This is a genomic window from Pseudomonas sp. CNPSo 3701, from assembly GCF_028674975.1.
Taxonomy (GTDB): Bacteria; Pseudomonadota; Gammaproteobacteria; order Pseudomonadales; family Pseudomonadaceae; genus Aquipseudomonas; species Aquipseudomonas straminea.
Genome location: NZ_JAQZSI010000001.1, coordinates 184,442 through 205,069, shown reverse-complemented (window position 1 = coordinate 205,069; position 20,628 = coordinate 184,442). Strand labels below are relative to the sequence as shown.

The 20,628-nt window shown below is 65.7% G+C and carries 21 protein-coding genes; 18 read left to right on the top strand and 3 right to left on the bottom strand.

Translation table 11 applies throughout. The features are described 5' to 3' along the window. Positions 1–97 precede the first annotated feature (97 nt). The gene (locus PVA39_RS00875) at positions 98–1,711 is read right to left on the bottom strand and encodes a L,D-transpeptidase family protein (RefSeq protein ID WP_274122399.1); all 1,614 of its coding nucleotides are present in this window, start codon (positions 1,709–1,711) and stop codon (positions 98–100) included. Between the two features lie 152 nt (positions 1,712–1,863). Between PVA39_RS00875 and PVA39_RS00870 the strand changes: the two genes are divergently transcribed. The 9 genes from PVA39_RS00870 (at position 1,864) to PVA39_RS00830 (ending at position 9,725) form a co-directional block, all read left to right on the top strand. Continuing rightward, the gene (locus PVA39_RS00870) at positions 1,864–2,577 is read left to right on the top strand and encodes a murein L,D-transpeptidase catalytic domain family protein (protein WP_075928928.1); all 714 of its coding nucleotides are present in this window, start codon (positions 1,864–1,866) and stop codon (positions 2,575–2,577) included. Positions 2,578–2,797: 220 nt separating this feature from the next. Continuing rightward, complete coding sequence (locus PVA39_RS00865) at positions 2,798–3,388, top strand: amino acid synthesis family protein (RefSeq protein WP_274122398.1); 591 nt, start codon at positions 2,798–2,800, stop codon at positions 3,386–3,388. A gap of 13 nt (positions 3,389–3,401) precedes the next feature. Further along, positions 3,402–4,235 carry an alpha/beta fold hydrolase gene (locus tag PVA39_RS00860; protein WP_274122397.1) on the top strand — a complete coding sequence of 278 codons (834 nt, stop codon included), beginning with the start codon at positions 3,402–3,404 and terminating at the stop codon, positions 4,233–4,235. Next, on the top strand, positions 4,232–5,713 hold the full coding sequence (locus PVA39_RS00855) for an aldehyde dehydrogenase (protein WP_075928931.1): 1,482 nt from the start codon (positions 4,232–4,234) through the stop codon (positions 5,711–5,713). Before PVA39_RS00860 ends, PVA39_RS00855 begins: the two co-directional genes overlap by 4 nt. Positions 5,714–5,733: 20 nt before the next feature. Further along, positions 5,734–6,219, top strand: coding sequence for a flavin reductase family protein (locus tag PVA39_RS00850; protein ID WP_093500928.1), 486 nt, complete (start codon positions 5,734–5,736; stop codon positions 6,217–6,219). Positions 6,220–6,328: 109 nt separating this feature from the next. Then, complete coding sequence (locus PVA39_RS00845; RefSeq protein WP_274122396.1) at positions 6,329–7,780, top strand: NAD-dependent succinate-semialdehyde dehydrogenase; 1,452 nt, start codon at positions 6,329–6,331, stop codon at positions 7,778–7,780. Positions 7,781–7,954: 174 nt separating this feature from the next. After that, a complete protein-coding gene (locus PVA39_RS00840) occupies positions 7,955–8,353 on the top strand; it encodes a carboxymuconolactone decarboxylase family protein (protein WP_013789224.1) in 399 nt (132 codons plus the stop codon). 53 nt (positions 8,354–8,406) lie between these two features. After that, entirely contained in the window at positions 8,407–9,156 is a 750-nt protein-coding gene (locus PVA39_RS00835; protein ID WP_075928935.1) for a GntR family transcriptional regulator, read from the top strand. A gap of 5 nt (positions 9,157–9,161) precedes the next feature. Continuing rightward, entirely contained in the window at positions 9,162–9,725 is a 564-nt protein-coding gene (locus tag PVA39_RS00830) for an NUDIX hydrolase (protein ID WP_274122395.1), read from the top strand. A 106-nt stretch (positions 9,726–9,831) separates the two neighbouring features. Here PVA39_RS00830 and PVA39_RS00825 read toward each other — a convergent pair whose 3' ends face one another. Continuing rightward, a complete protein-coding gene (locus PVA39_RS00825; protein ID WP_274122394.1) occupies positions 9,832–10,803 on the bottom strand; it encodes a DMT family transporter in 972 nt (323 codons plus the stop codon). A 101-nt stretch (positions 10,804–10,904) separates the two neighbouring features. On the opposite strand from PVA39_RS00825, the gene PVA39_RS00820 reads away from it, so the two are divergent. The 5 genes from PVA39_RS00820 (at position 10,905) to PVA39_RS00800 (ending at position 16,086) form a co-directional block, all read left to right on the top strand. Continuing rightward, positions 10,905–11,801 (top strand): LysR substrate-binding domain-containing protein, encoded by an 897-nt coding sequence (locus PVA39_RS00820; protein WP_274122393.1) that lies wholly within the window; start codon positions 10,905–10,907, stop codon positions 11,799–11,801. 104 nt (positions 11,802–11,905) lie between these two features. Beyond that, on the top strand, positions 11,906–12,619 hold the full coding sequence (locus PVA39_RS00815) for a GntR family transcriptional regulator (protein ID WP_274122392.1): 714 nt from the start codon (positions 11,906–11,908) through the stop codon (positions 12,617–12,619). Continuing rightward, positions 12,616–13,632 (top strand): ADP-ribosylglycohydrolase family protein, encoded by a 1,017-nt coding sequence (locus tag PVA39_RS00810; protein WP_274122391.1) that lies wholly within the window; start codon positions 12,616–12,618, stop codon positions 13,630–13,632. Before PVA39_RS00815 ends, PVA39_RS00810 begins: the two co-directional genes overlap by 4 nt. A 68-nt stretch (positions 13,633–13,700) precedes the next feature. Continuing rightward, on the top strand, positions 13,701–15,164 hold the full coding sequence (locus PVA39_RS00805) for a purine-cytosine permease family protein (protein WP_147176165.1): 1,464 nt from the start codon (positions 13,701–13,703) through the stop codon (positions 15,162–15,164). Next, the gene (locus PVA39_RS00800) at positions 15,154–16,086 is read left to right on the top strand and encodes a PfkB family carbohydrate kinase (RefSeq protein WP_274122390.1); all 933 of its coding nucleotides are present in this window, start codon (positions 15,154–15,156) and stop codon (positions 16,084–16,086) included. Before PVA39_RS00805 ends, PVA39_RS00800 begins: the two co-directional genes overlap by 11 nt. 66 nt (positions 16,087–16,152) lie before the next feature. Here the strand turns inward: PVA39_RS00800 and PVA39_RS00795 are convergent, their stop codons facing one another. Next, positions 16,153–16,446 (bottom strand): DUF1330 domain-containing protein, encoded by a 294-nt coding sequence (locus PVA39_RS00795; protein WP_274122389.1) that lies wholly within the window; start codon positions 16,444–16,446, stop codon positions 16,153–16,155. Positions 16,447–16,520: 74 nt separating this feature from the next. Here PVA39_RS00795 and ribBA point away from each other — a divergent pair, with 74 nt between their 5' ends. From ribBA to PVA39_RS00775, 4 genes are all read left to right on the top strand, one after another. Beyond that, positions 16,521–17,627 carry a bifunctional 3,4-dihydroxy-2-butanone-4-phosphate synthase/GTP cyclohydrolase II gene (gene ribBA, locus PVA39_RS00790; protein ID WP_274122388.1) on the top strand — a complete coding sequence of 369 codons (1,107 nt, stop codon included), beginning with the start codon at positions 16,521–16,523 and terminating at the stop codon, positions 17,625–17,627. A 233-nt stretch (positions 17,628–17,860) separates the two neighbouring features. Beyond that, positions 17,861–18,886: a polyamine ABC transporter substrate-binding protein gene (locus PVA39_RS00785; RefSeq protein WP_274122387.1), complete on the top strand. Its 1,026-nt coding sequence runs from the start codon at positions 17,861–17,863 to the stop codon at positions 18,884–18,886. A gap of 1 nt (position 18,887) precedes the next feature. Further along, positions 18,888–19,796, top strand: coding sequence for an ABC transporter permease (locus tag PVA39_RS00780; RefSeq protein ID WP_274122386.1), 909 nt, complete (start codon positions 18,888–18,890; stop codon positions 19,794–19,796). 6 nt (positions 19,797–19,802) lie between these two features. Further along, positions 19,803–20,612, top strand: a complete 810-nt coding sequence (locus PVA39_RS00775) for an ABC transporter permease (protein ID WP_274122385.1) — start codon at positions 19,803–19,805, stop codon at positions 20,610–20,612. Positions 20,613–20,628 lie beyond the last annotated feature (16 nt).

Genomic DNA, 20,628 nt, shown 5'->3' with positions numbered 1-20,628 from the left:
CTACCGCTGCGCGATCCTGGTAGGAGCGGCCATGCGCGCGACAATCACAGGTATGGCCTTATCTCACAGGGTAAACACCAAAGCGTACTCATCCACCCTAGATACGGTTCGATACCTCCAGCGCTTTCAGTAAACGAGCGTCATGACCGTAGATATCGGGGCGGAACTGTACCTGGCCGTCCGCGCCAACCTGCGCCGTCCAGTACGCCATCAGGATCGGTACCGGCTGCGGCAAGTCGGCGCGTAAGGTGCTCCCGCTTTCCCATTGCTTGGCGATACGTGCGCGCTCGCCTGGGCTGGCGCCAGCAAGCAGTTGGTCGACCAGTTCGGTGACCCGCTCGATGCGCACGCAGCCCGAGCTGAACAGCCGCGGCAGGTTGTCGAACAGGCGTTGGCTCGGCGTGTCGTGCAGGTACACCGAGAACGGATTCGGGAAGCGGATCGCCACCTTGCCCAGCGGGCTGTGCGCACCAGCCGACTGGCGCACCATCACCCGCCCGGGGCGCTCCCAGTCTACGCCGCGCGGGTCTACCGGATTGCCTTCGTAGTCGATCACCTGCATGTGGTTGGCGGCCAGGTAGCCGGCCGCGTCACGGCGCAGCTCGGGCAGCTTGTCTTCCTTCAGGATGGTCGGCGGAATGGTCCAGGTCGGGTTGAGCGTCAGGTGGGTGATGCGAGAGCGCAGCAGCGGTGTCGGCCGGGCCGGGCGACCGACCTGGGTGCGCGCCTGCCAGGTGACGGCGTGGTCACGCAGGAACATCACTTCGGCGCCCGCCACGTCGATCAGCACGCTGGTCGGCTCGATTTCGTGGGACAGCCAGCGCAGGCGCTCCAGATTGATGCGGATCTGATCCATGCGCTCGCTGGCGGAACGGTTCAACTCGGCCAGTGTGCCGGGGCCGACCACGCCGTCGGGCTTGAGCAGGTGGTTGCGCTGGAAGGCCTTGACCGCCTCGACCAGCGCCGTGGAATACACCGAGGTTTCCTCGGCGACCAGCGCCGGCGCGCCTTGGGACAGATCACCGTGCAACTGCAGCCGTTGCTCCAGCAAGGGCACCCGGCCATCCACGGCGCCGGGCTTGAGCAGCGTGCCGCCGGGAATCGCCAGCCACTGTGGCAATTCCTGGCGGCGCAACTCGGCGTAGCGCTGGCGCAATTGCTGGTAGGGGCCGAAATCCGGCCGTGCCTGGGCGAAGGCCTGCGCCGGGTCGGTCAGCCCCGCCTGGGCGATGGCCAGCAGCGGCGCCTGACTCTGCTGAACCGCCATGCTCTCGGGCTGCCACAGCGGCTCGACCTTGGCCTGCTCGAGGCGCCCGTAGGACAGATCCCGCAGGGCCTGCAGATAAGCGGTGGTGGCGAGCACGTCGACACAGGCCGAAAGGCGCGGCGAAGGGTCATCGACTGCCGCCAGTTGGCGCAGTGGTTCCAGGTGATAGGCGCGCGGCTCCAGACCATCGTCAGCCAATGACTCCAGCTGAGCGAACAACACCGGCAGGTTTTCCTTGTTCCACGCCGCTTGTGCGCCGCGCAGCAGATAGAACGGCTCCAGCCACTCACGATCCTTGGAAGACAGCTCTAGCACGGGCGTTACGCAGCTCAGCGCGGGCTCGGCGAACTGCTCCTGCAGCGGGCTGGGTGGCGGGGTATCGGCCAGCGCCAGGGGTGCCACCAGGACCAAGGCCCAGGCAGCGGATACAGAAGGAGAAAACAAGGCGCCGCTCCAATTTACGACAGAGTGAATGACAGCCCGTCGGAATCGCCCGCGGGACAAGGGAACTCGGCTGCTAGAATTCCGAGCTTTGTTGTGCCCGTATCGCCTGGCGAAGGCGCGCCCCATCGAAGGCCAAAGCTCAGAGACTTGAAATGATGACCACGATTCAGCGCATTTGCTTAGCTTTTATTTGCCTGGCGTTGCCGGTTCCGTCCGTAATAGCCGCCACTCTGGCGCCGGATCCGCTGCTCGAAGGCTTGTCTGCACAGGCGCCAGCGCTTGATCGCCAGGTACTCAATCACGCCCTCGACGCGATGCGCTGCGCCATCAACAATGGTGCCGTACCTGCCCAGCGCCTGGCCGTGATCGACTTCTCCAAACCCTCCAGTGATCGCCGCCTGTGGATATTCGACCTGACCAAGAAGCGCCTGCTGCTGCACGACCTGGTCGCCCATGGCCAGCAGTCCGGCGACAACTTCGCCACGCGCTTCTCCAACCGCGAAGGCAGCCATCAATCGAGCATCGGCCTGTTTCGTACCAGTGAAAGCTACACCGGCAAACACGGTTATTCGCTGCGCATGGATGGCCTGGAGCCCGGTTTCAACGACCTGGCACGCCAGCGCGCCATCGTCATCCACCCCGCCGACTACGTGAACCCGGCCTGGATCAAGACCCAGGGCCGCATCGGCCGCAGCCAAGGCTGCCCGGCGGTACGCCCGGAAGTCGCACGCATGGTGGTAGACAGCCTTAAGGGTGGCCAATTCATGTTTTCGTACTACCCCGACAAGCGCTGGCTGAAGGGCTCGGCGTTCATCAACTGCAAGCCGGCACTGGTCGCGGGCATCCTCAGCGCCAGGGAAGGCTGAGCCTTCTACCGCGCCTTTTCGGCGGTCGCACCTCGATAGCGCGCTGCGTCGCGGCAGCGCCACCGCCTCTATTGCGGCGACTCCAAACCACCTTTTCAGCCCCATTGGCGCGCTCTGCGACTACGGCCAAGGCACCGCCACGCCTGGGATTCGGCGATGCTTGCATATTGCGTATTCTGGTATACCATAATACCCAACACCAACCAGCCGAGGAGCTGCCATGAGTTTCGAGATTCGCAAGATCGTCAGCTACACAGAGGAAACCCTGATCGAAGGTGGCAAGGCGACCGACAAGCCGGTCACCATGGTCGGCCTGGCCGTCGTGATCAAGAACCCGTGGGCTGGCAATGGCTTCGTCGAAGACCTCAAGCCGCAGATCAAGGCCAACTGCTCCGCCCTCGGCGAACTGATGGTCGCGCGCCTGACCGCTGCCATCGGCGGCGCCGACAAGATCGAAGCCTACGGCAAGGCCGCCGTGGTCGGCGCCGACGGTGAAATCGAACACGCCTCCGCCGTCATCCACACCCTGCGTTTCGGCAACCACTACCGCGAGGCGGTGAAGGCCAAGAGCTACCTGTCGTTCACCAACAAGCGTGGCGGCCCGGGTACCTCGATCCAGATCCCGATGATGCACAAGGACGACGAAGGCCTGCGCTCGCACTACATCACCCTGGAGATGCAGATCGAAGACGCCCCGCGCGCCGACGAGATCGTCGTGGTGCTGGGCGCCGCCGACGGTGGTCGCCTGCACCCGCGTATCGGCAACCGTTATATCGATCTGGAAGAACTGGCAGCCGAGAAGGCACAGTAATCGGGAGCAGGCCATGATTCGGCACCTCGCTGAACGTACCCCCGCCGGCACCAGTTACCGGGTGATCGGCCAGGGCCAACCCGTGGTATTGATCCACGGTGTGGGCCTGAACAAAGACATGTGGGGCGGCCAGGTCGTCGGCCTGGCCCAGCATTTCCAGGTCATCGTCTACGACATGCTCGGCCACGGCGACAGCCCGCGCCCCGCGGTAGACACCGACCTGGCCGGTTACGCCGACCAGTTGCGTGAGCTGCTCGACCACCTCGGCCTGCCGCAAGCCATGGTGATCGGCTTCTCCATGGGCGGCTTGGTAGCCCGCGCCTTCGCGCTGCACTACCCGCAGCGCATTGGCGCCCTGGTGGTGCTCAACAGCGTGTTCAACCGCAGCCCCGAGCAGCGCGCCGGCGTCATCGCGCGCACCGCCCAGGCTGCCGAACATGGCCCGGACGCCAATGCCGAAGCGGCGCTGTCGCGTTGGTTCAGCCGTGAGTACCAGGCCGCCAACCCGGCGCAGATCGCCGCCATTCGCCAGACCCTGGCCGGCAACGACGCCCAGGGCTACCTGACCACCTATACGCTGTTCGCCACCCAGGACATGTACCGCGCCGACGACCTGGCCGAAATCCAGGTGCCGACGCTGATCGCCACCGGCGAGCTCGACCCGGGCTCCACGCCGCAGATGGCCGAACAGCTGGCGCAGTGCATTCCCGGCGCGCGCGCCGTGGTGCTGGCCGAGCAACGGCATATGATGCCGGTGGAATCGCCGCGCCTGGTCAACCAGATGCTGCTGGAATTCCTGGAAGAAGCCTGCCAGCTGCAAGACACCGCCAAGGGGATCGTCGCATGACACTCACACGCTATCAGATGTGCATTGACGGCCAGTGGGTCGACGCGCAATCGGGCAAGACCTTCGAGAGCCTCGACCCGGCCCGCGCCCAGGCCTGGGCCGTACTGCCCGACGCCGCCGGCGAAGACGTCGAGCGCGCCGTGCAGGCCGCCCAGGCAGCCTTCGAGAACCCGGCCTGGCGTGGCCTCAGTGCCACCGCACGGGGCAAGCTGCTGCGCCGCCTCGGTGACCTGATCGCCGAAAACAAGGAAGCCCTGGCCCAGCTGGAAAGCCGCGACAACGGCAAGCTGATCCGCGAAACCCGCGGCCAGGTCGGCTACCTGCCGGAGTTCTTCCACTACACCGCGGGCCTGGCCGACAAGCTCGAAGGCGGCACCCTGCCCCTCGATAAACCGGACATGTTCGCCTACACCACCCACGAACCGATTGGCGTGGTGGCTGGGATCATCCCCTGGAATAGCCCGCTGTACCTGACCGCGATCAAGCTCGCCCCGGCCCTGGCCGCCGGCAACACCATCGTGCTCAAGCCCTCGGAACACGCCTCGGCGACCATTCTCGAACTGGCCCGCCTGGCCCTCGAAGCCGGCTTCCCGGCCGGGGTGGTCAACGTGGTCACCGGCTACGGGCCAACCACCGGCGCGGCGCTGACCAGCCACCCGCTGGTGCGCAAGATCGCCTTCACCGGCGGCGCTGCCACTGCCCGCCACGTGGTGCGCGCCAGTGCCGAGAACTTTGCCAAGCTGTCGCTGGAGCTGGGTGGCAAATCGCCGAACATCATCTTCGCCGATGCCGACCTGGACAGCGCCATCAACGGCGTGGTCGCCGGCATCTACGCCGCCTCCGGGCAGAGCTGCGTGGCCGGCTCGCGCCTGCTGGTGCAGGACAGCATCTACGACGAGTTCGTCGAGCGCCTGGTCGAGCGTGCCAAGCGCATCCGCATCGGCAACCCGCAGGACGACGCCAGCGAAATGGGCCCCATGGCCACCGCACAGCAACTGGCGGTAGTCGAAGGCCTGGTCGCCACAGCCGTGGCCGAAGGTGCGAAACTGCGCCTGGGTGGCAAGCGTCCGCAGGTCGACGGCGAAGGCTGGTACTACGAGCCGACCCTGTTCGAATGCGACAGCCACTCGATGACCATCATGCAGGAGGAGGTCTTCGGCCCGGTCGCCTCGGTGATTCGTTTCAAGGACGAAGCCGACGCCCTGGCCATGGCCAACGACTCGCAGTTCGGCCTCGCCGCCGGCATCTGGACCCGCGACCTGGGTCGCGCCCACCGCATGGCCAAAGGCGTGCGTTCGGGCATCATCTGGGTCAACACCTACCGCGCCGTATCGGCCATGGCACCGATCGGCGGTTTCAAGAACAGCGGCTACGGCCGTGAAAGCGGCATCGATTCGGTGCTGGCCTACACCGAGCTGAAAACGGTGTGGATCAACCTGTCGCAAGCGCCGATGCCCGACCCGTTCGTGATGCGCTGAGCGCATCGAGGAAAAGCAAAATGATCGAACCCGGACTGTACAAATCCGTCATGGCCGCCTTCCCCTCCGGCGTGACCATTGTCACCACCCAGGGCCCCGATGGCGGCATCGTCGGCATCACTGCCAGCGCCTTCAGTGCGCTGTCCATCGACCCGGCGCTGGTGCTGTTCTGCCCCAACTACGCCTCGGACTCCTATCCGGTGCTGCGCGACAGCAAGCGCTTCGCCATCCACCTGCTTTCCGCCGAGCAGCAGAAGGAAGCCTACGCTTTCGCCGGCAAGGGCAAGGACAAGGCCGCCGGTATCGAGTGGACGCTCAGCGAGCTGGGCAACCCGCTGCTGAACAACGCCGCGGCGATCATCGAGTGCGAACTGTGGCGCGAGTATGACGGTGGCGACCACGCGATCATGGTCGGCGCGGTGAAGAACCTGATCCTGCCCGAGAACGCCCCGGTGCCGATGATCTACCACCGCGGCAAGCTCGGCGCCCTGCCGGCATTTGCCTGAGCGTGCTGACCATCGGCCTGCCCCGGGCTGATGGCCGACACGCTGCACATCCTTTCTTTGGCCATGCTCATTCACCCTCGAGCATGGCCTGTTTTATTCTGGAGCTGCCATGACGCCCGAAGCCTCGCGCCTGTTCCGCCAGCACGCCTACCTCGACGGCCAGTGGCTGACCGCCGATGAAGGCGGCACCCAAGCCATCTTCAACCCCGGCAATGGCGAAGAGATCGGCCGGGTGCCCGACATGGGCAGCGCCGAAACCCGCCGCGCCATCGCCGCCGCCAACGCCGCCTGGCCAGCCTGGCGGGCACGCACCGCCAAGGAACGCAGCGCCATCCTCAAGCGCTGGCACGCCCTGATGCTGGAAAACGCCGACGCGCTGGCCGAGATTCTCACCCTCGAGCAGGGCAAGCCGTTGGCCGAGGCCCGTGGCGAGATTCTCTACGCCGCCAGTTTCATCGAGTGGTTCGCCGAGGAAGCCAAACGCATCTACGGCGACACCATTCCCAGCCACAAGCCCGATGCGCGCATCGTGGTGACCAAGGAGCCGATTGGTGTGGTCGCCGCGATCACGCCGTGGAATTTCCCGGCGGCGATGATCACCCGCAAGGTCGGCCCGGCGCTGGCAGCCGGCTGCCCGTGCATCGTCAAGCCAGCACCGGAAACGCCGTTCTCGGCCATGGCCCTGGCCGCGCTCGCCGAAGAAGCCGGGCTGCCCGCCGGCCTGCTCAACGTGATCACCGGTGATGCGGTGGCCATCGGCAACGAACTGTGCGCCAGTGCCGAGGTGCGCAAGCTGTCGTTCACCGGCTCCACGCCTATCGGCAAGCTGCTCATGCAGCAGTGCGCCAGCACCCTGAAGAAGGTTTCCCTGGAACTTGGCGGCAACGCGCCGTTCATCGTCTTCGATGACGCCGACCTGGAGCGCGCCGTCGACGGTGCCATGGTCGCCAAGTACCGCAATGCCGGGCAGACCTGCGTGTGCGTGAACCGCTTCCTGGTGCAGGACGGCATCCACGATGCCTTCGTGGCTCGCCTGGCCGAGCGCGTGGCCGAGCTGAAAGTCGCCGATGGCTTTACCGATGGCGCGCAACAAGGCCCGCTGATCAACGACCGGGCCGTGGACAAGGTCGCCGATCACGTCGCCGATGCCCTGGGCAAAGGTGCCCGGCTGGTCTGCGGTGGCGAGCGCCACGCCCTCGGCCACGGCTTCTACCAGCCCACCGTGCTGAGCGAGGTGACCACCGAAATGAAGGTCGCCCGCGACGAAACCTTCGGCCCGCTGGCCGCAGTGTTTCGCTTCAGCGACGAGGCCGAGGCGATCCACATGGCCAACGACACCGAATTCGGCCTGGCCGCCTACTGCTACACCCGCGACCTGGGCCGCGCCTGGCGGATGAGCGAGGCGCTGGAATATGGCATGGTCGGCATCAACGAAGGGCTGATCTCCACGGAAGTGGCGCCCTTCGGCGGCATCAAGTCCTCCGGTCTGGGCCGCGAGGGCTCGCACTACGGCATCGACGATTACCTGGAAATCAAATACACCCTAATGGGTGGGCTGTAGGGTCAGGCGACTACCTTGCGGGCGCATGACTTGTAGGAGAGGCTTTAGCCTCGAGCTCTTTGTTTGCGTTGATAAAAGCTCGGGGCCAAGCGGATCGCCGCCCGGCCCCTCCTGCATTCTCCGAGCGCCTCTGCCTTCCAGCAGCCTCATCGCCAGCCAACCGGGAGAACCGACATGAGCAACGACAAGTACGAAAAGGGCCTGAAGATTCGCACCCAGGTGCTGGGCGAGGCCTACGTGAAGCGCTCGGTGGAGAACGCCGACGACTTCAACCGCCCGCTGCAGGAGCTGGTCACCGAATACTGCTGGGGGCACGTGTGGGGCCGGGAAGGCTTATCGATGCAGGAACGCAGCATGATAAACTTGGCCATGATTTCCGCGCTCAATCGCCCGCACGAACTGAAGCTGCACATTCGCGGCGCCCTGCGTAACGGTCTCAGCCGTGAGCAGATCCGCGAGATCCTGCTCCAGGTCGGCATCTACTGTGGCGTGCCTGCCGCGGTCGACAGCTTCCGCATCGCCCGCGAAGCCTTCGCCGAAGCGGATGCCGAGCAGCAGCAACCCGAGGCATAACCGGCCAAGGCAATGCGATGAGTGCGCCCATACCTATAACGCGAGCACCAACCATGAAACGCCAGCCGATCGACGACAGCTTCAAGGTCAACCGCAATCCCGTGACCCTGCGGGAAATCGTTCTGGACAAGCTGCGCAGCGCCATCATGAACTTCCAGTTGCTGCCCGGCGATCGCCTGGTGGAGCGCGACCTCTGCGATCGCCTGGGCGTCAGCCGCACCTCGGTACGCGAGGCGCTGCGCCACCTGGAATCCGAAGGCCTGGTCGAATTCGCCGACGCCAAGGGCCCGCGCGTGGCGATCATCACCCTGGAAGATGCCTGCGACCTCTACGAGCTGCGCTGCGCGCTGGAAGGCATGATCGTCCAGCTGTTCACCCTGCGTGCCCGCGCCAAGGACATCCGCGCCCTGGAACGCGCCCTGGAGAACAACCGCCAGACCCTGGAGAAAGGCGAGCTGCCCGACGTGCTGGAGTCGGTGCAGGAGTTCTACGACGTGCTGCTCGAAGGCTGCGGCAACGAGGCGGCGGCCACCCAGCTGCGCCAGTTGCAGGCACGCATCAGCTACCTGCGCGCCACTTCGGTGTCGCAGAGCAACCGCCGCAGCACCAGCAACCAGGAAATGGAGCGCATGGTCGAGGCGATCAAGAGCGGCGACCCGATCGCTGCCCACCAGGCCTCGGTGGATCACGTGCGCGCTGCGGCCAAGGTCGCCCTGGAGTACCTGGAAGCCAAGCAGGAAGGTGCCAAGGCTCGTGACATCGTCGCGCCCATCGGCCTCAAAGACCCGCGTATCGGAAGCTGACCGCCATGCCCAGCCCGCGCTTCTGTAATCAATGCGGCAGCGCGACGCTGGAACGGCGTCGCCCGGCAGGCGACGACCACCACCGCCTGGTGTGCGCCGGCTGCGGGCACATCCACTACGAAAACCCGAAGATCATCACCGGTTGCATCATCGAGCAGGACGGCCGCTACCTGCTGTGCCAGCGCGCCATCGCCCCGCGCATCGGCACCTGGACGCTGCCGGCCGGCTTCATGGAAAACGGCGAGACCACCGAAGAGGCCGCCCTGCGCGAAGTGCGCGAGGAAGCCGGCGTGGTGGCGGAAATCACCTGCCCTTATTCGGTATTCAGCGTGCCGGCGATCAGCGAGGTTTACCTGATCTTCCGCGCCAAGCTGCTGCACGACACCGGTTACTTCGGCAGCGAAACCTCGGCCCGCCGCTTCTTCGCCCCCGAGGACATTCCCTGGGAACAGATCTACTACCCGGCCATACGGCAGATTCTGGAGCGCTATATCGCCGAGCGCGAGACGGGCAGCTACGGCATCTACATGGGCAGCGACGATACCGGCAAGGTGCATTTCATCCGCTAAAGCAGGCTCTGTGGGAGGGGCTTTAGCCCCGAGCCTTTAAGTCAGCTACAGACAATCGAGGCTAAAGCCTCTCCCACAAAAAGCGCGCATCCATCTTCAGCTCTGCCTAGACCGAACTCGGCTTGCCCCCAGCCACATCTGCAACCACGACCTTCTTCGCAGCGCCCGCCTTGAGCTGCCAGATACCGAACATCACCAGTGCCAGCCCGGCCATCTGGTAGGGCGTGATGGCTTCGCCGAGCAGCGCCCAGGCAGCGAAGATGGTCAGCACCGGGCCGAGGTTGCCGACGGCTGCGGTGTTGGTGGCGCCGATGCGCTGGATCGCCAGGGCCATCCAGTACACCGGCAGCACGGTGGAAATCATCGCCATCAGCGCGGCGCACAGCCAAACCTGGGCCGGCTCCGCGAGCATGCTGCCGGCCGGTTCGCTGATGAAGAAGTGTGCCAGCACCATCAACGACGACGCGCTGCCCGCAAGGCCGGCCAGGCGCATCGAGCCCAGGCGCTTCACCATCACCCCGGTGCCCAGGTAGTACAGCGCGTAGGTCACGGCACTGGCGAATACCCAGAGCGAGCCGATGATCACCTGGCTGCCCATGTCGGTGGCGCCGATGTCGTGCATCAGCGCCACGCCGAGGCCCAGGTAACAGACTGCCATGGCCAGCAGCGTGCGCCGGCTGGGGCGTTCGCGAAAGGCGATCATCTGGAACACCAGCACCAGAGTCGGGTAGGTGAACAGGATCAACCGCTCCAGGCCGGCGCTGATGTACTGCAAACCGTAGAAGTCGAACAGGCTCGACAGGTAATAGCCGAACAGCGCCAGCACCACCACACGGGCGCCGTCGCCCAGTGAGAGGCGCCCACCGGTGCCAGTACCACTGCGGCTTAACCAGACCAGCCACAGGAACAGTGGCAGAGCGAGAGTCATGCGCATCGCCAGCAGGGTGATCGCCTCCACCGGCGCGGCGATGTACGCCATTTTGACGAAGATCGCCTTCATGCTGAAACCGGCAGCGGAAAGGATGGCGAACAGGCTGCCATTAGTGGCGCAGCGCTTGAAGAAGACAGAAAGGTTCATGGCAATCTGAATCCGGGGCAAGGAACGATTATTCTGAGCCGAATGGCGATAGCCTAGAATCGCTATTTCCCTAAGGCTGCCTTCTGTTTTGGAGAACCCCCGTGCATTTCGATCTCGTGGACGTACGCCTGCTGGTCGCCATCGCCTCGACCGGCAGCCTCAGCAAGGCAGCGGCGACTTTTCCGGTGGCGGTGTCGGCGGCCAGCACACGGCTGCGGCAGTTTGAGGAACGCTGTCAGGTCACCCTGTTCGCCCGCAATGCCAACGGCATGACGCCGACCCCGGCCGGGCGCCTGGTACTCGAAGCCTGCCAGCGAATCCTCAACGAAGCGCAGCGCCTGAAGGACAACCTGCAGGAGCTCTCCGGCCAGCGCCGCGTGGTGCTCAGGCTATGCGCCTCCACCGTGGCCAACAGCACCTTTCTGCCGGCCGCGCTGGGCCCTTTTCTGGCCGATTACCCGGAAGTGGATCTGCAGCTGACCGAAGGCAGCAGTCGCTCGATCCTGCGAGACGTGCAAGCGGGCGAGAGTGATCTGGGCGTCTACGACGGCAACCAGCCAACCGGCGGGCTACTGTCCCTGCCGTTTCGCCACGACCGCCTGGTGCTGCTCGTGCCTCAAGGCCATGCCCTGGCGGATCGGCGGCAGGCCAAGCTGGTCGAGGCGCTGAGCTTTCCCTATATCGGTCTGCCGGCGGAACGGGCGATGCAGCGTTTCATCGAGGACAAGGCCATTGCCGCCGGCATCGCCCTGCGCGTGCGGGTACGGGCACCGAGCTTCGACGCCATCGCCCAACTGGTCGCACAGGGCGCGGGCCTGGCCATGCTGCCCGAGGCGGCCGCCTCACGGATGGCCCAGGAGCTGCCGCTGACCCTGATCGACATCGCTGACAGCTGGGCCAACCGCGAACTGCGCCTGTGCATCCGCGATTGGGAGAGCCTGCCGCCCCATGCCCGGCAGTTGGTCAGTCACCTCTCCGGCATCGCTCATCCGGCCTGAACGGCCCGTCACGTAGGCCTTTAACCGCCTGCCAGTTAACCCAAAACGCGTTATCTACCGAGAAGCGCTTGCGAACCACGCCTTTTGGCGGTACTAATTTGTACATGATTAGACAGGTTCGATTCGACAAGAAAACCCGTGTGGTTCGCGCCCTGGCCGAACGCATCGAGCAAGGCGAGTTCGGCGCGGGCGAGCGGCTGCCCGGTGAACACGAGCTGGCAGCAGCCTTCGACGTCAGCCGCGGCACGCTGCGCGAGGCGCTTTCCGAGCTCAAGCGGCGCAACTACATCGGCACCCAGCCGGGCGTCGGCTCGGTGGTCACCTATGACGGCGTGCCCCTGCACCAGGGTGGCGGCTGGGCACAGGCCCTCGCCGCTGGCGGTGTGCAAGTCCAGACCGAGCTGCTGGGCATCAGTTGCGTGGAGCGCGAGGAATTCGCCGAACGCTTCGGCCGCGCCCGCTTCATGCTCGTCGAGCGTCGCCGGCGGGCTGCCGATGGCAGCCTGGTGTCGCTCGAGCGCGCGCTGATTCCAGCCTGCGATGGCCTGGAAAACCTCGCTGAAGAGGGCCTGCTCGAGGATTCGCTGACCGCCACGCTGGCCACCCACGGTTACCGCGCCGGGCAGGGCAAGCAGTGGATCGGTGCCGCGCCGCTCGATATCGATGCGGCCAACCAGCTGCAACGCGCGCCGGGCAGCGTGTTCCTCAGGGTGGTCAGGGAAACCTTCGACAGCCGCGGGCGCTTCATGGAGCGCGTCGAGAGCTACCTCGACCCGCTGCACTTTCAACTTCATCTCGAATTCGGGGACGCCCAGTGACCCAGCTTTCCACCGCGCGAGACCGCGCCCTCGGTGCCTTCCACGGCTTGGCACTGGGCGATGCGCTCGGCATGCCGACCCAGTCACTGTCCCGCGAACAGATCCGCGCACGCTATGGCCGCATCGACGGCCTGATCGATGCCGACGCCGACCAGCCGATCGCCCCGAACATGCCCGCTGGCGCGATCACCGACGATACCGAGCAGGCGATCCTGGTCGGCGAGCTGCTGGTCGAAGGCCAAGGCCGCATCGCACCGACCGACCTGGCGCAGCGCCTGATCGACTGGGAAGCGGCCATGCGCGCCAAGGGTTCGCAGGACTTGCTCGGCCCGTCGACCAAGCGCGCCATCGAGATGATTCTCGCCGGTGCCAGCCCGGAACAGGCCGGGCGCTTCGGCACCACCAACGGCGCGGCGATGCGCATCACGCCGGTGGGCATCGCCGCCGACGTGCGTGACCCCGAGCGTTTCATGGCGCAGGTGCTGCAGGCCTGCCAGGTGACCCACAACACCGGCCTGGGTATCGCCAGCGCCGCTGCGGTGGCGGCGGTCGTGTCGGCAGGCATCAATGGCGACGGCCTGGCCAGCGCCCTGGACAGTGGAGTCGCGGCGGCCCGGCAAGGCCAGCGACTCGGCCATTGGGTGGCTGGCGGCGACATCGCGGCACGCATCGAGTGGACCGCGCGGCTCTGCGACGCCGCCAGCCCCGACGCCTTGGCCGACCTGATCTACGAGGTGATCGGCACCTCGGTGGCATCCCAGGAGTCCGTGGTTGCCGCGTTCGCCCTGGCGCGCGCCGTCGCCAATGGCCAACTGACGCCCTATGAGGCCCTGTGCATGGCCGCCAGCCTGGGTGGCGACACCGACACCATCGCCGCCGTACTCGGCGCCATGCTCGGCGCGACCCACGGCCTGAGCGCCTGGCCAAGCGAAGCAGTGGCGCAGGTCTGCGCGGTCAGCCAGATCGATCTGGCGCCCCTGACCGACCAGCTGCTGGCCCTGCGAACAACCTGAATCCTATGGGGTGGCAGCCCGTGCGGTCACCCAGCCCTGCCAACAACAATTACTGCAGGAGTTGCGTCATGCGTGCATCCGAACAGGTGGGCCAGTTGGAAACCCGCGGCATCGAGCCCGTCCCTGAACATGAATGCAACGGTCACCCGCTGCAGCTGTTCTGGGTCTGGTTCGCGGCCAACATCAGCATCCTCGGCCTTCCGCTGGGCGCCACCCTGATCGCCTTTCAGGGCCTGTCGATCTGGCAGGCGCTGGTGGTCGCCATCCTCGGTGCCGGCGGCTCCTTCGCCATCGTCGGCCTGCTGTCGATCGCCGGCCGCCGGGGTCGCGCGCCAAGCCTGACGCTGTCGCGGGCGATCTTCGGCATGCGCGGCAATATCGGCCCGACCCTGGTGTCGCTCGGCTCGCGCCTGGGCTGGGAGACGGTCAACACCACCACGGCGGCCTTCGTGCTGCTGTCGCTGGTGTCGATCGTCCAGGGCACACCGGTGGAGGCCAAGTCGGCGCCCTTGCTGACCCTGCTGTTCATCGGCCTGTTCGTGCTGCTGACCCTGTGCGTCTCCGGCCTCGGCCATGCCACGCTGCTGGTGATCCAGAAATGGGCCACCTGGGTGTTCGGCGCGCTGAACCTGGTGGTCGGCGGCTTTCTCGCCCTGCACATCGACTGGGCCCTGGTGTGGGCGGCTACGCCAGCGCCGATGTCCGCCGTGCTGATCGGCATCGGCACTATGGCGGCCGGTACCGGTATCGGTTGGGCCAATGCCGGCGCCGACATGTCGCGCTACCAGCACAAGAGCGTACGGGCGGCCGGGCTGGTGGCTTCCGCCGCCTTCGGTGCGGGCATTCCGCTGGTGCTGCTGATCACCCTGGGCGGGCTGATTTCGGTGGGCAACGATCACCTGGCCTCGGCGACCGACCCCATCGTGGCGATTCGCGAATTACTGCCGACCTGGATGGCCGTGCCCTACCTGATCACCGCGTTCGGCGGCCTGCTGCTATCCAACAACCTGTCGGTGTATTCCGCGGGCCTGACCACCCTCACCCTCGGCCTCAGGGTCAAGCGGGTCTACGCCGTGGTGGTCGACATCGTGGCGATCTTCATCGGCTCGATCTACTTCATGCTGATCGCCGAGAGCTTCTACGGCCCGTTCATCACCTTCATCTCGATGCTGGCCGTGCCGATCACCGCCTGGGTGGGCATCTTCCTGGTCGACCTGCGTCACCGTCAGCGTTACGAGGCGGCCGACCTGATGAACGTCAGCCCGAGCAGTGCCTACTGGTACGCCGGCGGCGTGGAGTGGCGCGCCCTGGGCGCCTGGGCGGTGGCGATCGTGCTGGGCTTCAGCTTCACCACAGTGAAGATCGGCGCGGGCAACGTGCTGTTCCACGGCTGGCTGGCCGACTCCTGGTTCGGCCAGAACGGCCTGGGCTGGATCGTCACCTTCGTCGTCGCCGGTGGCCTGTATGCGCTGCTCGGCGGCTGCCGTGACCGCCGCGCCGCCATGACCCACGAGGCCGCACATGGCCGCTAGGTTGCTGTACACCGGCCAGGTGGTCGTCGACCTGGTGATGAACGTCAGCGCCCTGCCCGCTGCCGGCCAGGATGTGCTGGCCAGCAGTGCAGCCTTCGTAGTGGGCGGCGGCTTCAACGTCATGGCCGCTGCCGCGCGCAACGGACTGAGCACCTGTTACCTAGGCCGCCATGGTATTGGCCGCTTCGGTGACATGGCGCGCCAGGCGTTGCAGGCGCAAGGCATCGAGTGCCGCCTGCCGCCAAGTGCCGATGGCGATACCGGGCTGTGCGTCGCCCTGACCGACGCCAGCGCCGAGCGCTCGTTCGTCACCCATGTGGGCGCCGAAGGCGTGCTGCACGCCGAGGACCTGCAGCACGAAACCGCCACGACCACGGACTGGGTGATGGTCAGCGGCTACAGCCTGCTGCATGCCGGCAAGGCGGCCCCGCTGCTGGCCTGGCTGCAGCAGAGCGGCGCGGCCGGTGCACTGGTGTTCGATCCCGGCCCGCTGGCCTGCAACCCGGATATCCCGGGCGCCGAGCAGTTGCTGGAGCGCCTGGCGATCTGGAGCAGTAATCGAGAGGAAGCCCTGCAGTTCACCGCTACCGACAGCCTGGAGCAGGCCCTGCAGCGCCTCACGGCGCAGCTGCCGGAAGGTGCCCTGGTGATTCTGCGCGACGGCCCGCAGGGCTGTTGGCTGGCGCGCGGCGACTGGCGCCTGCAGGTACCGGGGTTTGCCGTAGAAGCGGTGGACACCAACGGCGCCGGCGATGCCCATATCGGCGTATTCCTGGCCAGCCTGGCCGCCGGATTACCCGAGCCAACCGCCGCCGCGCGCGCCAATGCCGCGGCAGCCATCGCGGTCACCCGTCACGGCCCGGCAACCTGCCCGCAGGCCAGCGAGCTCGACGCCTTTCTGGCCGAACAGGCCATCCGCTGACCCCAGCCCGCCTCGATCGGCATTCACCTGATCGAGGGCGTGCCTCGCTGGCTCAGCCCTGCCGGGTCAGGGCTCCATCCCTTCGACGATGATCACTTCCGAACGCGCCGCGCCGGCCCGGTAGCTGCTCGCCTCCTGGTAGGCCGCGGAGCGGTAGCAGGCCACCGCCTGTTCGTACGACTCGAACTCGATTACCACGCTACGCTGAGGCGTAGCGCGGCCTTCCTGCGCCTCGGAGCGGCCGCCGCGGGCCAGGAACTTGCCGCCGAACTCGGCGAACACGGCCGGCGCGCGTTTGGTGTATTCGCTGTAGCGCTCGGGGTCGGTGACGTCCACGTGCGCGATCCAGTAACCCTTCATAGGCTGACTCCTTTAATTTGATTTCGTATTACGGTATACCATAATTCAAAATAATCCGACCTGCGAGAACCGCCATGCCCTTCCATCCCATCCGTGAACTCATCGATGACTTTCGCCAGGGCAAGATGGTCCTGCTGGTGGACGACGAAGACCGCGAGAACGAGGGCGACCTGCTGCTCGCCGCCGAATTCTGCACACCCCAGACGATCAACTTCATGGCCCGCGAAGCCCGCGGCCTGATCTGCCTGACCCTGACCGACGAGCACTGCCAGCGTCTCGGCCTGGAGCAGATGGTGCCCAGCAACGGTAGCGTATTTTCCACCGCTTTCACCGTTTCCATCGAAGCCGCCAGCGGCATCACCACCGGCATTTCCGCTGCCGACCGGGCCCACACGGTGCTGACCGCCGTGGCCGCCGATGCCAAGCCCAGCGACCTGGTGCAGCCGGGCCACATCTTTCCGCTGCGCGCCAAGGAAGGCGGCGTGCTGACCCGCGCCGGGCATACCGAGGCCGGCTGCGACCTGGCCCGGCTGGCCGGCGTGACGCCTGCCGCGGTGATCGTCGAGGTGATGAACGAGGACGGCAGCATGGCCCGCCGCCCCGATCTGGAAGCCTTCGCCGCGCTGCACGGCATCAAGATCGGCACCATCGCCGACCTCATCCAGTACCGCTTGAGCACCGAGCACACCATCACCCGCATCGGCGAGCGCGCACTGCCTACGGTACACGGCGAGTTCCGTCTGATCACTTATGAAGACCGCATCGCCGGCGGCGTACACATGGCCATGGTGATGGGCGACATCCGCCATGACGAACCGACCCTGGCGCGCGTACACGCCATCGACCCGCTGCGCGATCTGGTCGGCGCCGAGTATTCCGGGCCGCGCAGCTGGACGCTGTGGGCGGCCCTGGAACGCATCGCCGCCGACGGCAAGGGTGTCGTCGTGGTGCTCGCCAACCATGAGTCGTCACAGGCCCTGCTCGAACGCGTACCGCAGTTGACCCAGCCGCAACGGCCCTTCAACCGGGGCCAGCCGCGGGTGTATTCCGCAGTCGGTACCGGCGCGCAGATCTTGCAGGATCTCGGCGTCGGCAAGCTGCGTCACCTCGGCCCGCCGCTCAAGTACGCGGGTCTGGCCGGTTACGAGCTGGAAGTGGTGGAGACCGTGCCGTTCGAGTGACGGACAGCCGGTCGTACGAGCGCCAAAAGATGTATGGCAAATCGCTTGCGCAAAGTTTGGAATACCATAATATGATATCCCTAAGGCCAGTCAGTTTATCCTGTGCCCCGCAAGGGACAACGACAAGGACAGCACTCGATACAGGCCGCCATTAAAGATCCACTGGATCCACTGCTCCGGTTAAGCGGGCAAACGCCCGCTTGCGCACAAACACAACAAAGAGGGCAAGCAAGATGGTGTTTATCAAAGGTGTTACCTCGGTGCTCGCCGCGAGCATCCTGAGTGCTGCAATCACGACCACCGCCTCGGCGGAAACCGTCAACTTCGTCAGCTGGGGCGGTACCACCCAGGATGCGCAGAAAGCCGCCTGGGCCGACCCCTTCACCCGCGACACCAAGATCACCGTCGTGCAGGACGGCCCGACCGACTACGGCAAGCTCAAGGCCATGGTCGAGAGCGGCAACGTGCAGTGGGACGTGGTCGACGTGGAAGCCGACTTCGCCTTGCGCGCGGCCTCCGAAGGCCTGCTCGAGCCGCTGGACTTCAACGTGATCAAGCGCGATCGCATCGACCCGCGCTTCGTCAACGACCACGGCGTCGGTTCGTTCTTCTTCTCCTTCGTGCTCGGCTACAACGAGGGCGCGGTCGGCGGCAAGAAACCCGAGGACTGGAGCGCACTGTTCGACACCGCCACCTACCCCGGCAAACGCGCCCTGTACAAATGGCCGAGCCCGGGCGTGCTGGAGCTGGCCCTGCTGGCCGACGGCGTGCCTGCCAACAAGCTGTACCCGCTGGACCTGGATCGCGCCTTCAAGAAACTCGACACCATCAAGAAGGACATCGTCTGGTGGGGCGGCGGCGCGCAGTCACAGCAACTGCTGGCCTCCGGCGAGGCAAGCATCGGTCAGTTCTGGAACGGTCGTATCCACGCTCTGCAGGAAGATGGCGCGCCGGTCGCGGCGAGCTGGAAGCAGAACCTGGTCATGGCCGACATGCTGGTCGTGCCCAAGGGCGCCAAGAACAAGGAGGCGGCCATGAAGTTTCTGGCCCATTCCAGCAGCGCCAAGGGCCAGGCCGACTTCTCCAATCTGACCGCCTACGCGCCGGTCAACCTGGACAGCGTGGCGCGCCTTGACTCGGTGCTGGCGAAAGACCTGCCGACCGCCCACGAGGCCGACCAGATCACTCTGGACTTCGCCTACTGGGCCAAGAACGGCGCGGAAATCGCCAACCGCTGGAACGAATGGCTGGTGAAGTGAAATGACCGCGCTCCGTACCTCTGAGGTCGGTGCAGCAGACCGTCAGCGTGCCAACGCTGACGGTAACCCGGAACGGGCAGCGCGCTGGCGCGGTGCCCCTTACCTGCTGCCTGCCCTGCTGTTTCTCGGCCTGTTCTTCCTGGCACCGCTGATCAGCCTGCTGCTGCGCGGCGTGCTGGAACCGGAACCGGGCCTGGGCAACTACGCCCAACTCTTCGCCAATTCGGCCTACTCCAAGGTGCTGTTCAATACCTTCGCAGTGGCCGGCCTGGTTACCCTGATCAGCCTGCTGCTGGGCTTTCCCCTGGCCTGGGCGATCACCCTGATGCCGCGCGGCTGGGGCCGCTGGCTACTGAATATCGTGCTGCTGTCGATGTGGACCAGCCTGCTGGCGCGTACCTATTCGTGGCTGGTGCTGCTGCAGTCATCGGGGGTGGTCAACAAGTTCCTGATGGGCCTGGGCATCATCGATCAGCCACTGGAGATGGTGCACAACCTGACCGGCGTGGTGATCGGCATGAGCTACATCATGATTCCGTTCATCGTGCTGCCGCTGCAGGCGACCATGAGCGCCATCGACCCGATGGTGTTGCAGGCCGGCTCGATCTGCGGCGCCAGCCCATGGCGCAACTTCTTCAAGGTGTTCATTCCGCTGTGCCGACCGGGCATTTTCAGCGGCGGCCTGATGGTCTTCGTGATGTCGCTCGGTTACTACGTGACGCCGGCGCTGCTGGGCGGCGCGCAGAACATGATGCTCCCCGAATTCATCATTCAGCAGGTGCAATCGTTCCTCAACTGGGGCATCGCCAGTGCGGCAGCAGCCTTGCTGATCCTCATCACCCTGGTGCTGTTCTACGTCTACCTGAAGCTGCAACCGGAATCGCCGGTCGCTTCCAGCACTGCGAGGTAAGCCGCCATGCTGCTGTCACCCAATGCCATGGGTCGTGGCCTGCGCTACGGCCTGACCGCGACCACCGCGCTGATCGCCGTGTTCCTGCTGCTTCCGATCCTGTTCATTGTGCTGCTGTCGTTCGGCTCCTCGCAGTGGCTGGTATTCCCGCCACCGGGCTGGACGCTGAAGTGGTACGGGCAGTTCTTCTCCAACGAACAGTGGATGGACTCGGCGCTGGTCAGCCTCAAGGTGGCCATGCTCACCACCTTCTGCGCCCTGGCCATCGGCCTGCCCAGCGCCTTCGCCCTGGTGCGCGGCAAGTTTCCCGGCCGTGAGCTGCTGTACGCCTTGTTCACCCTGCCGATGATCGTGCCGCTGGTGATCATCGCCGTGGCCGTATACGCGTTGTTCCTCAAGCTCGGCTACACCGGCACGCTGTTCGCCTTCGTGGTCAGCCACGTGATCGTCGCGCTGCCGTTCACCATCATCTCGATCATCAACTCGCTGAAGCTGTTCGATCAGTCCATCGAGGATGCCGCGGTGATCTGCGGCGCCACCCGCCTGCAGGCCATCGTCAAGGTAACCTTCCCGGCGATTCGCCCGGGCCTGGTATCGGGTGGGCTGTTCGCCTTCCTGGTGTCGTGGGACGAGGTGGTGCTCAGCGTGATGATGGCCAGCCCCGGCCTGCAGACGCTGCCGGTGAAGATGTGGACGACGCTGCGCCAGGATCTCACCCCGGTGATCGCCGTCGCCTCGACGCTGCTGATCGCCCTTTCCCTGCTGGTCATGTTCATCGCCGCCATTGCACGCCGGCGCGCCGAAGCCAAAGGCTGAGCGCCGAGGAGAACCC